The sequence below is a fragment of the Paraburkholderia sp. genome (assembly GCF_036488795.1).
In the GTDB taxonomy this organism is placed as follows: domain Bacteria; phylum Pseudomonadota; class Gammaproteobacteria; order Burkholderiales; family Burkholderiaceae; genus Paraburkholderia.
The window spans coordinates 14324-29007 of sequence record NZ_DASXHA010000047.1 but is presented as its reverse complement, the minus strand read 5'-3'; the positions used below and the strand labels follow the sequence as shown (position 1 = coordinate 29007).

The 14684-nt window shown below is 62.1% G+C and carries 15 protein-coding genes and 1 pseudogene; 8 read left to right on the top strand and 8 right to left on the bottom strand.

Features of this window, described 5'->3' with window-relative positions:
* Positions 1 to 5: 5 nt before the first annotated feature.
* The 3 genes from VGH41_RS05715 to VGH41_RS05705 are packed head-to-tail and all read left to right on the top strand — an operon-like array spanning position 6 to position 5122.
* On the top strand, positions 6 to 758 hold the full coding sequence (locus VGH41_RS05715; protein WP_331596375.1) for a peptidylprolyl isomerase: 753 nt from the start codon (positions 6 to 8) through the stop codon (positions 756 to 758).
* A 3-nt stretch (positions 759 to 761) separates the two neighbouring features.
* Positions 762 to 3821: a peptidase domain-containing ABC transporter gene (locus tag VGH41_RS05710; protein WP_331596374.1), complete on the top strand. Its 3060-nt coding sequence runs from the start codon at positions 762 to 764 to the stop codon at positions 3819 to 3821.
* Positions 3818 to 5122 carry a sigma-54 dependent transcriptional regulator gene (locus tag VGH41_RS05705; RefSeq protein WP_331596373.1) on the top strand — a complete coding sequence of 435 codons (1305 nt, stop codon included), beginning with the start codon at positions 3818 to 3820 and terminating at the stop codon, positions 5120 to 5122. The genes VGH41_RS05710 and VGH41_RS05705 overlap by 4 nt, the downstream gene beginning before the upstream one ends.
* Before the next feature lie 22 nt (positions 5123 to 5144).
* Here VGH41_RS05705 and VGH41_RS05700 read toward each other — a convergent pair whose 3' ends face one another.
* Positions 5145 to 5915, bottom strand: coding sequence for a PP2C family protein-serine/threonine phosphatase (locus tag VGH41_RS05700; RefSeq protein ID WP_331596372.1), 771 nt, complete (start codon positions 5913 to 5915; stop codon positions 5145 to 5147).
* 5 nt (positions 5916 to 5920) lie between these two features.
* Positions 5921 to 6208 (bottom strand): hypothetical protein, encoded by a 288-nt coding sequence (locus VGH41_RS05695; protein ID WP_331596371.1) that lies wholly within the window; start codon positions 6206 to 6208, stop codon positions 5921 to 5923.
* 515 nt (positions 6209 to 6723) lie between these two features.
* On the opposite strand from VGH41_RS05695, the gene VGH41_RS05690 reads away from it, so the two are divergent.
* From VGH41_RS05690 to VGH41_RS05680, 3 genes are all read left to right on the top strand, one after another.
* Positions 6724 to 7203: a lecithin retinol acyltransferase family protein gene (locus VGH41_RS05690; protein WP_331596408.1), complete on the top strand. Its 480-nt coding sequence runs from the start codon at positions 6724 to 6726 to the stop codon at positions 7201 to 7203.
* Between the two features lie 37 nt (positions 7204 to 7240).
* Positions 7241 to 7495 (top strand): hypothetical protein, encoded by a 255-nt coding sequence (locus VGH41_RS05685; protein WP_331596370.1) that lies wholly within the window; start codon positions 7241 to 7243, stop codon positions 7493 to 7495.
* A gap of 144 nt (positions 7496 to 7639) precedes the next feature.
* Entirely contained in the window at positions 7640 to 8104 is a 465-nt protein-coding gene (locus VGH41_RS05680; RefSeq protein WP_331596369.1) for a hypothetical protein, read from the top strand.
* Between the two features lie 24 nt (positions 8105 to 8128).
* Here the strand turns inward: VGH41_RS05680 and VGH41_RS05675 are convergent, their stop codons facing one another.
* From VGH41_RS05675 to VGH41_RS05660, 4 genes and pseudogenes are all read right to left on the bottom strand, one after another.
* A complete protein-coding gene (locus VGH41_RS05675; RefSeq protein WP_331596368.1) occupies positions 8129 to 8605 on the bottom strand; it encodes an OsmC family protein in 477 nt (158 codons plus the stop codon).
* A gap of 147 nt (positions 8606 to 8752) precedes the next feature.
* Positions 8753 to 8884, bottom strand: a pseudogene (locus VGH41_RS05670) (epoxide hydrolase); the annotation flags it as partial.
* A 93-nt stretch (positions 8885 to 8977) separates the two neighbouring features.
* A complete protein-coding gene (locus VGH41_RS05665) occupies positions 8978 to 9265 on the bottom strand; it encodes a DUF1488 domain-containing protein (protein WP_331596367.1) in 288 nt (95 codons plus the stop codon).
* Positions 9266 to 9488: 223 nt separating this feature from the next.
* Positions 9489 to 10802 carry a replication-associated recombination protein A gene (locus VGH41_RS05660; RefSeq protein WP_331596366.1) on the bottom strand — a complete coding sequence of 438 codons (1314 nt, stop codon included), beginning with the start codon at positions 10800 to 10802 and terminating at the stop codon, positions 9489 to 9491.
* 391 nt (positions 10803 to 11193) lie between these two features.
* Here VGH41_RS05660 and VGH41_RS05655 point away from each other — a divergent pair, with 391 nt between their 5' ends.
* Entirely contained in the window at positions 11194 to 12228 is a 1035-nt protein-coding gene (locus VGH41_RS05655; RefSeq protein WP_331596365.1) for a LuxR C-terminal-related transcriptional regulator, read from the top strand.
* Positions 12229 to 12261: 33 nt separating this feature from the next.
* On the opposite strand, the gene VGH41_RS05650 is transcribed toward VGH41_RS05655, so the two are convergent.
* Both VGH41_RS05650 and VGH41_RS05645 read right to left on the bottom strand, forming a co-directional pair.
* The gene (locus VGH41_RS05650; RefSeq protein ID WP_331596364.1) at positions 12262 to 12531 is read right to left on the bottom strand and encodes a hypothetical protein; all 270 of its coding nucleotides are present in this window, start codon (positions 12529 to 12531) and stop codon (positions 12262 to 12264) included.
* A gap of 338 nt (positions 12532 to 12869) precedes the next feature.
* Positions 12870 to 13694 carry an isocitrate lyase/phosphoenolpyruvate mutase family protein gene (locus VGH41_RS05645; protein ID WP_331596363.1) on the bottom strand — a complete coding sequence of 275 codons (825 nt, stop codon included), beginning with the start codon at positions 13692 to 13694 and terminating at the stop codon, positions 12870 to 12872.
* Between the two features lie 262 nt (positions 13695 to 13956).
* Between VGH41_RS05645 and VGH41_RS05640 the strand changes: the two genes are divergently transcribed.
* Entirely contained in the window at positions 13957 to 14664 is a 708-nt protein-coding gene (locus VGH41_RS05640) for an HD domain-containing protein (protein ID WP_331596362.1), read from the top strand.
* The last annotated feature ends 20 nt before the right edge of the window (positions 14665 to 14684 follow it).

Below are 14684 nucleotides of genomic sequence, written 5' to 3'. Positions count from 1 at the left end.
ATGAGATGACCGCGATAGTACGAATCGATGATGAAGTCGTGGAAGTCGCCGAGTTCATACGTCTACTGAAGCTAACGGGACAGTTCGACGGTCTGATCGAGCAACTGGTGCGCGACAAGCTCACGGTTCACGCTGCGATCAAGCAAGGCATCCGCGTGTCGGAGGAGGACATTCAGGAGCGCGCGGATCAGTTCCGCCGGGTCCGGGGCCTGCATCGCGCCACCGACATGAATCACTACCTCGATGCGCTCGGCGTGAGTCTCGACGAATTCGAGCACTTCATTACCGACAGCCTGTACCAGGAGAAGATGCTCGAAACGGTCGGCGCTCCGGCTGCAATTGAAGAATACTTCGCGCTGAATTCGCCGCGCTTCGATGCGATCGAAGTCAGCCATATCGTGCTGGACGACGAGGGCAAGGCGAAGGAAATGATTTCGGTGCTGCAAGACGATCCGGACAGCTTCGCCGAAATGGCGCGCGAGCATTCGATTGCGGATACCCGCGAGGCGGGCGGCGTGATCGGCAAAGTGCTGCGCGGTTCGCTCAAGCCCGATATCGAAGCGAAGATCTTCAACGCTGCGGTTGGCGATATGCTCGGACCATTCGCGTCGCCCGATCACTCGTGCTTCGAGATCTTCGCGGTCACCGGCAAGTATCCCGCGGTGCTCGACGACGACGTGTCCTCCGAAATCAGGCGGGTGCTGCGCGAGCAATGGCTGATGGCGCGCGCGCAGGATCACGTCATCGAGGCGCGTTAGCACATGGATGCGCCACAGACATCGCCGTCCGCTGCCGAATTTTTGTCGTCGGTCGAGATTCTCGCGCCATTCACGCGGGACGAACTCGAACGTTTGACGGAACACGCGCAGTCACGCTTCTATTCGTTTGGCGAGACGGTGTGCAAGGCGGGCGAACCCGCGGACGGGCTGTTCGTGGTCAAGTCGGGATCGGTGCGGATCTTTACCGAGGAGCACGGCAAGGAGGTGAGCCTCGGGGTGCGCAAGGACCGCGAGATTTTCGCGGATATCGCCATGCTGCGCGCTTATCTGCACGAGTCCTCAGTGCGGGCGTCGGCGAAGACGGAGTTGCTGTTCATCCCGCGTAGCGCGATCGAGCCAGTCATTGCCGGCAACCCGGCCGCGCTCGCTTTCGTTACCAGCTATGTCGCCATCAGTTCGGCCGGCGGCTTCGTCGCGCAACTGTTCGATTTGCGCGGCAAGCTCAACAAGGCGGAGCTGGAGGAATACGTACGCAGTGTCGGCGTAAAACGGGTCGGCGAGGGCAAGGAAATACTCAGGCAGGACAGCCGCGAGGATCGCCGGCTCTATGTGGTGCGGCAGGGCGAAGTGCGGATCGTGCGGCACGAGGACGGCAACGACTATCAACTGGCAACCTTGCAACGAGGCGAGATTTTCGGCGAGAAAGCCTGTTTGCAACGCCAGGAGCAGATCGCCTCGGTCATCGCGACAACCGATACGCGCTTGCTGGTCATTCCCGAGAAGACGGTCCACTTTATCCTCGAGCGCAATCCTAAGCTGCGCGAAGTGCTCGATGAGCGGATCCGCTATACCGAACGCGAGCTGGAGCGTCAGAAGCGGCTCGAACAAAGACGCAGGCGGCCGGTCATACTCGACCTTCATTCGAAACCCGAATTCGGCGAGAAGATCATCCGCCGTTTTGCGCTGGTCGAACAGGCCGAGGAAATGGATTGCGGCGCGGCGTGCCTCGCGATGATCTGCAAGCACTACGGCATCGGCATGACGCTCGGCAAGTTGCGCGAGCTGGCCAACGTCACCACCGAGGGCGCTACGCTCGACAGCCTCGCGCGGGCAGGCGAATCGCTCGGCTTCACCGCGCGCGGCGTGCAGTGCATCTACGAATCGCTGCGCGGCTTCGATTTGCCGTTCATCGTGCACTGGGAGGGCTATCACTACGTCGTGGTGTACGGCATCTCGAAGGAATGGGTCTGGGTGGCCGATCCGGCACTCGGCTTCCGCAAAATGACGGTGGAAGAATTCGAGCGCGGCTGGAGCGGCACCTGCCTGCTGTTCACCGCCAACCCGGACCTCGTGCAACAGGTCGCGTCGCGCTCGCCGTGGGTCCGCTTCGTGGGCTATCTCACGCCCTACAAGAAGATTCTCGCGCACCTGTTTCTGGCGACCTTCGTGATTCAGGTGCTGGGGGTGATTCCGCCGCTCATCATCCAGAACATTCTCGACGGCGTGATCGTGCATCAAAACGTGAGCCTGCTGCATCTTCTGATCGCCGGGCTCATCATCGCCAATCTCTTCACCCACCTGATGTCGACGGTCAGGGCGTATCTGGCGAACTTCAGGGTGCGCAACATGGACTTCGCGATGATGTCGCAGTTTTTCAGGCACACGATGTCCTTGCCGTTCTCGTTCTTTGCGAAACGCAAGACCGGTGACATCTTCGCGCGCTTTCAGGAAAACCAGACGATTCGCGCGTTCCTGACCGAATCGACGGTGACCACGGCGCTGAACCTGTTGATGGTGTTCATCTACTTCACGATCATGTTCGTCTACAACGTGAAGATGACACTGGTGCTGATCGCCTTCGTGATTCCGATCCTTGCGCTCACCGCGCTCGCCACACCGAAAATCAAGGCCTATGCGCGCGAAGTGTTTTCCGCGTCGACGGATTCGAAAGCGTATTTGATGGAGGCGCTCGCCGGTGTCGAGACGATCAAGGGAATGGGCATCGAGCGTCCGGTGCGCCTGAAATGGGAGAAGAAATACGCCAGGGCGCTCGAAGTGCAGTACCGTGCGCAGGCCTTCAACATCCTGGTCGGGTTCGGCTGTCAGTTGCTCAATGCGGCAACCACGATCGCGATTCTATGGGTGGGCGCCAATCTCGTGCTGGCGCGCGAATTGACCGTCGGCCAGCTGATTGCGTTCAACGCGTTCATGGGTAGCGTGCTGAGTCCGTTGATGGGTCTGGTCGGCCTCTGGAGCATGCTCAACGACGCCGGGGTGGCAATGGAGCGGCTTGGCGACGTGCTCGACATCGAACCCGAACAGAAACCCGGGGAGCTCGCCTCGCGCGTGACGCTGCCGGACCTGAAAGGCGAAATCAGCCTGAATGGCGTCTATTTCGGCTATGGCGGCAGCGACACGTCGTACGTGCTCGAAAATATCAGCTTCGATATCAAGCCCGGAGAGCTGATTGCGATCGTCGGGCGCAGCGGATCGGGCAAGACCACGCTTGCCAAGCTGCTGGTCGGCTTCTATGCGCCGACCGAGGGCACCATGGTGGTCGACGGCTACGACCTGAACGTGATCGACAAGTCGTTTTATCGCGCGCAGATCGGTTATGTGATGCAGAGCAATCTGCTGTTTTCGGGCACCATTGCCGAGAATATCGCGAGCGGCGACGACGCGCCGGACCGGCGGCGCATCGAAGACGTGGCCAAGGCGGCCGACGCGCATGGCTTCATCAGCAAGATGCCGCTGGGCTACGAACAGATCGTCGGCGAGCGCGGTGTCGGCTTGTCCGGCGGTCAGATCCAGCGGCTGTGCATCGCGCGGGCGCTTTATCACGACCCGCGCCTGCTGGTATTCGACGAAGCAACCTCTGCGCTCGATACGCAGTCGGAGAGCAACATTCTCGGCAACATGCACGCCATCCTCAAAGGACGCACCGCGATCATCATTGCGCACCGGCTCAGCACGATCATGCGCGCCGACAAGATCCTGGTGTTGTACGAGGGGGCGCTGGTCGAGCAGGGACGCCACGAGGAATTGCTGGAGAGGAAAGGCATGTACTACCAGCTGGTTCAGAAACAGTTGAGTTCGGCATGAAAATACTCGATCAGAGCGAAGAGAGCAGCCCCGCAGTCTCGTATGCCGGATTGATCGAGAAGATCGAAATCCTGCGCTCGATGCTGCGCTGGTCGTCGCGACTCGAGCGTGCGGACATCGAAAAGGTGCTCAGGCAGGCAAGCGCGTTGCGCGACGAAGTCATGCAGCTGTCGCACAAGGAGCGCTTCGTGCAGGCGGTCGCGGAACCCGCGCGCGTCGAGCTGTCGCGTGGGCAGCGGCGCCAGGCCTTGCTCGAGCGCAGCTTTATTTTCGAAGGCACGTTCGGCGACAACCCGAAACTGCTCGAGGCGCTGGAGATTGCCGAGAAGGCGGCGCCGACCGACCTGCCGGTGCTGATCGACGGAGAAAGCGGCACCGGCAAGGAATTGATGGCGAAGGTGATTCACGCAAACGGCAGCCGCGCCGACAAACCCTATATCTCCGTCAATTGCGGAGCGATTCCGGAAAACCTGCTGGAGTCCGAACTGTTCGGCCATAAGAAGGGCGCTTTTACGGGTGCGTCGAACGACCGCAAAGGCAAGTTCGAGAGTGCCCACACCGGTACCATTTTTCTCGACGAAATTGGCGAGTTGCCATTGGCAGGTCAGGTGAAGCTGCTGCGCGTGCTGGAATCGCATGAGATCCAGCGGGTGGGCTCGGACGAAACCATTGCGGTCGATACGCGCATCGTTGCCGCAACCAACCGGAATCTGCGGCAGCAGAGCGAGGAAGGCAAGTTTCGCGAGGATCTGTTTTATCGGCTCAGCGTGATTCATTTGACCTTGCCGCCGCTGCGCGAGCGTCGCGACGAAATACCGCTGCTGTTCGCCTATTTCGGTGACGAAGCCGCAGGCGTGCTCAAGCGCCGGCCCGTCAGGATGACGCCGCGCCTGCGCGACTTTCTGCTTCGCTATCCGTATCCGGGCAACATCCGCGAACTGCGCAACCTGATGTATCGCCTTTCCTGTCTCGCGGCGGACACGGCGGATATCGAGCATCTGCCGGTCGACACGCGGCCGGCGACGGCGAGCGCGTCGGCGGGGTTGAGCGCGGGTAGCGAAGGCAACGTGACGGATCTGACCTCGCTTGCCGACGCCAAACGCGCGGCAAGCGACGAAGCGGAGAAGGCCTTTCTCGAACGCGGCCTGCACGAAGTGGGCGGGACGGTCGCCGAACTGGCGCGGCGCGTCGACATGAACCGCTCGCACCTGCAGATGCTGCTGAAGAAGCATGGGCTGCACTCGAAAGACTTCCGCCACGCCGGCGCGCCGCGCGAGGAGAAGGAGTCCGGCAGCGGTTGACGCGCGGCCGGGCGGTCCGTGTTCAGGCGGTCGGGTTGAGCAGGGTCTTGTCGGACGCTTCCGCGTCCTCGGCATGCGCCACGACCGCAGTGATGTTGTCGCGGCCACCGCGCGCCAGCGCAAGATCGACCAGCACCTCGCAGGCCCGGCGGCAATCGACCGTGGCTAGCGCGGACGCCATCTCCTCGTCGCCGACCTGATTGCTCAAACCGTCGCTGCACAACAGGAACATGTCGCCGTCGGCGACGGCGAGGGTGTTTTCGTCGAGATCGAGCAGATCGGTTGCGCCGACCGCACGGGTGATCATGTGCTGGGCGGGGTGGTGCAACGCCTCTTCATCCGTCAGATGGCCCGCCGCCTTGAGCGCCTCGATCTGGCTATGATCGCGCGTCAGCAGGTTCAGCTGGCCGTGGCGGTACAGATAGAGGCGGCTGTCGCCGGCCCACAGATAGCCGCAATAGCAATCCCGCGCGAGCAGCACGACGACCGTGCTGCCGATGCGCTGCACCTGGCGGCGCGCGGCCTCTTCCCTGAGCTGACGGTTCGCGCTCAACAGGCTCGTGCGCGCGTCGGCGAGCAGGCGCCCGATGCCATGCGAGGGCGGCAACCGGCTCAACTCGTCGATCACCACACGGCTCGCCAGATCGCCTACTGCATGGCCGCCCATGCCGTCGGCGACGGCCCAGCAGCCGCGTTCGGGTTGTGCGAGGCAGGCGTCTTCATTGATTTCGCGCACCCGGCCTGTATCGGAGCGCGTCGACGACTCCCATCGAAACTGGCTGGCAGAGGTCACGGCATCTATCCCGCCCGGTTTTTGCTAACCGCGTTAGGGGTTACGTTGATGTTCGAATTGGCGCCGGTGTTGTTGACGTCCACCGCCTGGAACTGATTGATCATCTGTCCAGCATAGAAGGTGTTGTTCGTCTGGTACAGGTTGACGACGGGACCGAACCCCGACGAGCTCGGCACATAAGGCTGAATCCAGCCGAACACCCAGGCGGCGCCGTCGCCGCCGCGGATGGCCGTCATTGCCTTGCGATCTAGTGCGACGCTATGTGCAAGGTCGCGCACGGTAATGGAACTCATGTTGGATCTCCGAAACCGCCGTCAAGCAGCGGCGCTGCGTCAAAAGGAAGCGTGTGCCATGTAGTGCAAGCGCCATGCCAATCTGGCGGCGCTGCGGGGCGCTGCGTGTAACGCGTTGATTGCGTGGCGATTCGCCGGGTCAACGCGAATGCGATCTGCGCGTCCATACCTGTCAAACGTCGGTTGATCGCCAACAGATGGGTCCATTGGCCCACGTCAAACCCAACACTTCGAAGCGAGCCTCGCACCGCTCGCCGCGCATCCGGATGGATGGTCCCGAACCAACACTTTGAGCCGCGAGCTGTTGCGGCGATGCGAACACTCGTCTGCGTCCGCGACCCGCCAGATGCGCTGGGATGCCGCTAAAACAAGGCTTTCCGCCTGCTGGCCCGATTGATGCAAAAGAGGGGCAACAGTGTTGGCCATCGATGCAAGCGCCGCTTGCAGCAACCAGGAAACCGGGGCGAGCCATGAACAGCATGCAGCAACCAGCGACAGTCGGGCAACGCCAGGCGATGCACCTCGGCACCGGCCTAGCAGCAGACCTTCCGCTCGAAGCCGAACCGGCGCCTGGTGCTCATCTCGTCACGCAGCGCCGCGGCTATGCGCATCACGGCGTCTATGTCGGCAATGGCAAGGTTGTTCACTACGCAGGCTTTTGCGGATCGGCACACCGCGGCCCGGTTGAGGAAGTCAGCCTCGCGCGCTTCGGCGCCGGCCATGCGATTGCGGTGCGCCCGCATCCGTGCCCGCGCTATGCAAGCGACGAGGTCGTACGGCGCGCCTGCTCCAGGCTCGGAGAAGACAACTATCGGCTGCTGACCAACAACTGTGAACACCTCTGCACATGGTGTCTGTTTGGCGAAAGCCGCAGCGAACAGGTTGAAACGTGCCTGACGCATCCCCGCATGGCGCTTCACGCACTTGTCTGCCTGTTCAAGGCATTTGTCGAAGCGGAATTGAAAGGCGGACATTTCGCCGCACGCGCTGCCTGATCGACGCATGCGTTGCAACTGGATCGAGGAGAACGACATGATCACGACAGAGAAATCCCTGCACTGGGCGGTCGACAAGTGGCTTGCCCCCACCCCGGCGATGCCGGCGCGCGTCAAGTGCTTTTGCCGCAATGCGTTGTCTCGCCAGCGCTTTGTCTGCATCGAAACATTGCGGCCCGACGGCGTGCTGGCGATTTTCTTCTTCCGCCACGGCGACGGTTCATGGAACGTCTTCCCACCCGCCGCGGAACGGCCGGCCATGAACGGCTACCGGCGGGCCGCCCAGGCGTGATGCGCTGCGCCGGGCGCCTCGCCGGAACGGGCGCACGGTGGACCAGCCAGTCATTTAAAGCATTTATCACGCGAAACGGTAGAAAGGACTTAACCTTTTCGTTGTCGCGCCGTTATCGCAAGTGCTACTCATCCACTTGCTGATATGGCCAAGACAATACCGTTTGCTCGTAATACCCAGGCTGCCCGCGCACGTGCCGCGAAGGCGATGCTCTTGCCGCTGCCGCGCGCGACTGCGGACGAACTCGTGCTTCAGGTACATCTTGCGCTCGATGCCTTGGGCCGGGCGAAAGGCCATATCGGCGCGGCGCAGACCCTCACGCAGGCCATGCTCCTCGTGGCCTTCATCGCTGAAGCGGGATACGGGCATGTGGCGGCGGAAACCCTTCGAATCGCTGACACACAGATTGCTGCGTGCTTCGAGCGCGGCCGGACCTCGGGCGAATGGATGCTGGACGAAGCAGGGCACGAAGCCTTTGCGACGATCGTAACGATCTACGACCAGCAACTGCAACGCGCGCCGCTCGGTGCGATCACCGAAGCCAGCGACCGGCTGGACCGCTTTAGCGCAGGCGAGTCGATGCAGATGGCAGTCCGCAAGCGCGCATAAGTACCGCTTGCGGGCCGCGCTGCGTCAGTTTGAAGCGAATTCGATGACGGCCTCGCAGACAATCGGAAAGTTGACCGAGTTGGCGATGTAGCACTGCTCATGTGCTGCATGATGCAGACGCTGCGCCAGCTCACGGTCGTCGCCTGCGCGAATCCTCACTTGCGGTCGCAGCACGATTTGCGTGATCTTGCCGCCGTGAGGGCTGTCGGCCATCGTCCCCTCCGCATGGTCGAGGTATTCCATCACTGCGATGCCGGCGTCGGAGCACAGGTGCAGGTACCAAAGCTTGTGACACGCCGACGCAGAGGCGACGAGCAGATCTTCGGGATTCCAGCGTGCTGCGTCGCCGAGGAATGCCGCATCCGACGAGCCCGGAATGTCGGGTTTGCTGCCCGCACGAATCGTATGGTCTCGTCCATATTCGCGGTAGCCTGAGGTGCCCGTGCCACGGTTACCGGTCCACAGCACTGAGACCTGGTATCGATGTTCGCCATATGCCATGCCATTCCCCTTTAGATCGACCACGATGTGTCATGGTTGAACGTCCCGATTGATTGATAGCCACGCTGCGTAGCGCAGCTGAATTATTACATCGGGACGACCCGGGTGGACTGCGGTGCAGAAGGCAATAGCATTTGCGCCGCTCCGCTATGGGCGCTGCCACCTTAGGCCTGGGCGAACATTCTCGTCAAACAGTAACGGTTGTTCCCACGCCGCGAAGTGGCCGCCTTTATCCAGCCGCTTGTAATGGGTCAGGTTGTGATACGCCCGTTCTGTCGTTGCCGTATCGCGGCTAGGGTCCGCGCGAGGCGAACGCCACCACGAGCTGTTCGCGAGCCGGCCTTCAAGGCGCGCAATCGCTCACGAATTTGCTCACGAAATCGAATAGCGATTCTGGGGGCCGCTCACATAGCGGCTTCTTGCCATTTCGAGGAGCTTCTCGCGGGACTGGTCGAACGCGCTCAGGATGGAAGTCTCGTCCGAACCGGCATCAGGTTGCAGCGTTCTGAGCATCGCGTCGTCCACCTGAAAGGTGATTTCGCGCGAATTGTCGTACCCCCAGAAACACACGCAGTGCCTGGAAGCGTCGTAACTACGACAGGGGTTGGGAAATTGAATTGCCACGATCAACCTTTCACGTTTAGCGCTGCGTAACGCCATTGACTGGCATTCGAATCGATAAACGCGTCACTGACGCGTCGCTGTCTGGCACGCAAGGGCAACGCCGTTTCGAATGGTGCGAGGAATTGGGCGCGCGTGCTGCGTGCTCTTGCCACTGTATACCCTTCGTGTAGCCGCGCGTGCCTTTTATTGCGCGGCCAGGCTCTGGCGTTCGTCGTCGACATCCGCCGCGACCGGCCGACGAGGCGCGTCATGCGAATCGCTAAGCCTTGTCCGCATTGCGCGCCTGCTCATTGAGATTGCGCAGGTGTTCGAGCTTGTCGCCAATCCTGCTTTCGAGCCCGCGCGGCACCGGCTGGTAAAAACGCTGCTCGGGGACATCTTCCGGAAAGTAGTTCTCCCCCGCGGCGAATGCATCTGGTTCGTCGTGCGCGTAGCGATAGTCCTTCTTGTAGCCGAGATCTTTCATGAGCTGCGTGGGCGCATTGCGCAGATGCAGCGGCACCGCACGCGTGCGGTCGCTGCGCACGAATGACAGCGCCTGATGCCATGCCATGCTGACGGCATTCGATTTAGGCGCGACCGCGACATACACGAGCGCCTGTGCCAGTGCCAGTTCGCCTTCGGGTGAGCCGAGCCGTTCATAGGCTTCAGCGGCGTTCAGGGCAAGCTGCAATGCTCGCGGATCCGCGTTGCCGACTTCCTCGCTTGCCAGGATGATGATGCGGCGCGCCAGATAGCGAACGTCGACGCCTCCGTCGATCATGCGAGCCATCCAGTACAGCGCCGCATCCGGGTCCGAGCCGCGCGCCGACTTGATGAGGGCCGAGATCTGGTCGTAGAACGCTTCGCCGCCTTTGTCGAAGCGCCGCATGGTCGCTGCCGACGCGGTGCCGACGAAGCCGCTGTCAACTCGCGTGACCCCGGCCGCGGCCGCGGCACTGGCGAGCTGCTCAACGAGATTCAGAAACTTTCGACCATCGCCGTCGGCAAACCCGATGAGTGCATCAAGCGCGTCATCCTCGAATGCGAGGTCGTCCAGCAGAGGTCTGGCGCGCTCAAACAGTTGCCGCAGTTCCTCGTCGGACAGGGGCTTGAGCACGTACACCTGGGCGCGCGACAACAGCGCGCTATTGACCTCGAAACTCGGATTTTCCGTCGTTGCACCAATCAGGGTTAGCCGGCCGACCTCCACGTGCGGCAGCAATGCATCCTGCTGGCCCTTGTTGAGGCGATGGATCTCGTCGAGGAACAGGACAGTTGAACGACCATGCTGGTCGAGCACCTGTTGGGCGCGCGTGGCGGCCTCCCTCAGCTCCTTGACGCCGGCAGCGACGGCCGACTCGGCGATGAATTCATAGTCGAACGCCTTCGCCGCAAGCCGCGCAATGGTCGTCTTGCCGACCCCGGGCGGTCCCCAAAGGATGAACGAGTGCAACTTTCTGGAATCGAGCGCAAGCCGAAGCGGCATGCCTCGGCCAAGCAGATGGGACTGGCCGACGACGTCGTCGAGCGAGTCGGGGCGCAATTTTTCGGCAAGCGGCGCGCGGGGCTGGGTCGTAAAGAGGTCGGTCATGTCACGTAGAGCGTGCGGTCCTGGTCTCCGAGGCGGATGTGCCCACGGGTTCGTTCGCCGCAACAGGACGCCCCGGCACGCACCGGGGCATTGAAAACGGGTGAGTCAGGTCGATCGCGACCGGCAATTCGCCAGTTGCTGAATTCTACGCGTACGCGCCGTGCGCTGTTTTGTCGGCGCGAAACAGCGAAGTGGTTTGTTGCAATAGGCCCACGGCACAGGCCCGTCTGGCGGCGCAACTGATGCGAGCGCCTTAAGTGTGATCTATAACGAGTAGCAACAGGCTCATTGCTATCACTACGCGTCGCGCCTTGGTTCATACGAATACGTGTGCCGCACGGTCGTGCTGAAACATGGGGCGTGGTCGACCGCTAAGGAATCCCGGACGCTCATGTTGATCATCTTCGTCGCACCGGCCGGCTTGTTCCGCGACGGTGTCGCGCGCCTTCTCGGCGATCTGGACGTTCGCGTCGAGGTGGCCTGCGCGGATTACCGGGCAAGCGCTTTCGAAAGCGGAGCGAGCGCCGATCTGCTGGTACTGGACGGCGATCGCGAAAGCGAAGCGCTGGATACGGCCGCCGCTTTGCGTCGCCTCGTGCCGCGCTTGCCGACCCTCGTGCTGCTGACCCGGATCGATCAGCCGACGGTCGACACCTTCATCGCCGTCGGCGTGACCGGTTGTCTCGACAAGGCAGAATCCGCCGGTTCGTTATTGGGCGCGCTGCGGCTCGTGCTGGGCGGGGTGACGTATCTGCCGCCGGCCTTGCTCGGGTTCGCACCGAATGCCACGGCGCCGCCCGCTGCGCCCACTCAGCCGCCCGCCAGTGCGACGCCGGGCGCCAATACCTGTGTGCTCACGCCGCGCCAGATCGAGGTGCTGGCGCTCGCGGCCCGCGGCGAGTCGAACAAGTCGATCGCGCGGCAGCTCAACATTGCGGAAGGGACCGTGAAAGTGCACCTGTACACGGTGTATAAGGCGCTGAAAGTCGGGAGCCGGGGCCAGGCGAGCATCGCGGCGGCGCGGCTGGAAAAGGTCGGTGATGCGCAGTTGCATCAGGCGCTGGACGGCCAGCTCACCATCAAGCGGCTGCTCGCTCATATGTTGCCCAGCCGTTGCAGAGCGGGCGAAGTGCTATTTCGCAAGGACGCGCCAAGCGATGCGCTCTACTACCTGGTGCGCGGGACCATCAGCCTCCAGGAGATCGGAGTCGAAGTGGGGCCGGGCACGATACTCGGCGAAATCGGGCTGTTTTCGCCCGATCATCGCCGCACGTGCACCGCTTATTGCAAAAGCGACTGTGAATTGTTGTCCGTTTCTGCCACCGACGCCATGCGCCTGTACTATCAGGACCCCGAGTTTGCGACTTACCTGATCCATCTCATCACCCGCCGGCTGGAGGCCGACAAGACGCGCTCGAAGCAGTAGGTCAGACTGCTTCAAGGCGGTGCTACGCGAAGCTCAGTTGCCGCGATACAGTTCCTGGATTCGCGCCGCCTCGCCGTCGTGCTGTGAGCGCACCAGCTCCTGATAGACCTCCTCGCGGGTCTTTGCATGAAGCGCGGCGGGGCCGCCGGACATGGAATTCGCCCCAGTAGTCGGGCCTTCCGAGTTGATCGCGGTTTCCTGGGCGGTGGGCGTGGGATTGGCGTTGGTGTCGTCTGCGTTGGCATTGGCTTGCCAGGCGCACATGCAGAGTAAGCCGCCCATGGCGAGCAGTGCAGTTTTCATGAGAATCTCCTTTCGATAATATCGGCGCAATCTCCCGTTGCGCAGACCCTGGGAAAAGCGTGCGAGCACACATCCGCGTGCCAGAACGCGAAAATAAAAACAAGGTAGTTAGTTTGTATAACGAATTAAATGACTCACCGCGAACGCCTGACTTCGATGCTCTGGTCAGGCTGCTCCAGCAGAACCCGGCAGCCGGGCGGCGGGTTGAAGCCAGTATGGCTTTGGCGCGCGGCCTAGCCTATATGCCTTAGGTGATAGAAGGACTTGAGCCGGCAGAACATGAGAGAAAAGCGCGCAACGGGGCCTGTGGTCCTGCGTTGCGCGTCGTGCGTCACGCCTTATGCGTGATCGCGAAACAGTTCATTGAGCTGCGAGCCAGGCGCGGCGCCTGTGAAGCCATCAAAGCGCCCATCGGCCAGCGCTTGCGCGGCGTGCATGAAGCCACCCCATGCGGTGCGGGCGAGTGCGCCACCCACACTGATGCGCCGCACGCCGAGCGCGGCGACGTCTTGCAGCGTCAGCGTCGAAGTGGATCCGATCAGCAGATTGACGGGCTTTGGCGCGACCGCGGCGACGACCGCTTCGATCTGTTCGCGCGTTTGTATGCCGGGCGCATACAGGCAGTCGGCACCCGCCGCCGCATAGGCCTTGAGGCGGGCGATCGCGTCATCCAGGACGGGCACGCCCGCCACGAAATTCTCGGCGCGGCCGACCAGCAGGGTATCGCCGCCACTTGCGTCGATTGCGCGGCGCGCCGCTTTCATGCGTTCCACGGCGAGCTCGATGGGAAACAGCGGCGCGGCCGCATTGCCCGTGGAGTCCTCGATCGACAAACCGGCCACGCCGGTCCCGACCGCCAGCCCGACGCTTTCGGCGACGCCGTCTGGATCGTCTCCGAAGCCACTCTCGAAGTCCGCGTTGACCGGCAGGTCGGTTGCCTCGACGAGAGCACGCAGATGAGCCAGGATCGCCTCGCGCGGCAGGGTGTTGTCGGCGTGTGCCACAGACCAGGCGAAGCCCGAACTGGTCGTCGCCAGGGCCTTGAAGCCGAGCGTCTGCAGATAGCGGGCGCTGCCGGCATCCCATGGATTGGGCAATACGAAGCAACCCGAAGCGTGCAGCGCGCGAAAGGCGGCGCGTTTTTCGGCGATGGTGCGTGGCATGGCATGTCTCCTGGTGATTAGGGCAGCGAAAACCCTTGAGTCGTCGTCTGACGATTACGCAAGATCAATCGCAACAGTACACGGAAAAGCCCACGGCGCGGGCGTGGCCGCAAATCGCGCGCGGTTGGCAGGATTGAACGTTTCATACCGGTTGTTCAACCTCGGCTGCCAAACAATACTCGTTGCCATCGACACTCGTTCTTAAAGCGGCCAACCGGTTGCGCCGACAGGGCGTCGTCTACCAACCCAGTGAGGAATCGAAATGAGCACGACAATCGCAGGCATCAAGATACCCGACAGCGCAATTGCACGCGCGGCCACCCAGCTGGTACGCGATACCGAAACCGACCTGCTGTACAACCACTCGCGGCGGGTTTTCCTGTTCGGCGCGCTGAGCGGCGAACGCAAGGGCCTGAAGTACGACCCGGAACTGCTGTACCTCGGCGCCATGTTCCATGACATGGGCCTGATGCCGGCGTATAGCAGCGAAGGTTTCCGCTTCGAAGTGGACGGCGCCAACGCCGCGCGTGATTTCATGACCCAGCACGGCATGAACGACTACGACATCGAACAGGTGTGGTTGTCGATTGCGCTGCATACGACGCCGGGCGTGCCTGAACATCTGAAGCCGGTGGTTGCGCTCGTGACCGCCGGGGTCGAGATGGACGTGCTCGGCATGGCCTACCACGAGTTCAGCGACGAACAGCGGATTCAGGTGGTGGCGGCACATCCGCGTGAAGAGACGTTCAAGAACGGCATCATCGACGCCTTCGCGCAAGGCACGATCAAAAAGCCCGAAACGACCTTCGGCAACGTCAAGGCGGACGTGCTCGAACTGCGCGACCCGTCGTACAAGCGCCTGAACTTCTGTCAGATCATCCTGGGTTCCGCCTGGGACGACAGCAAGGCCGGCCATACCGACCATGCGGGCTGCGGCTGCGGCACGGATGCGGCGGCCAAGAGCAACTGAACGACCGCCATTGCGGTATT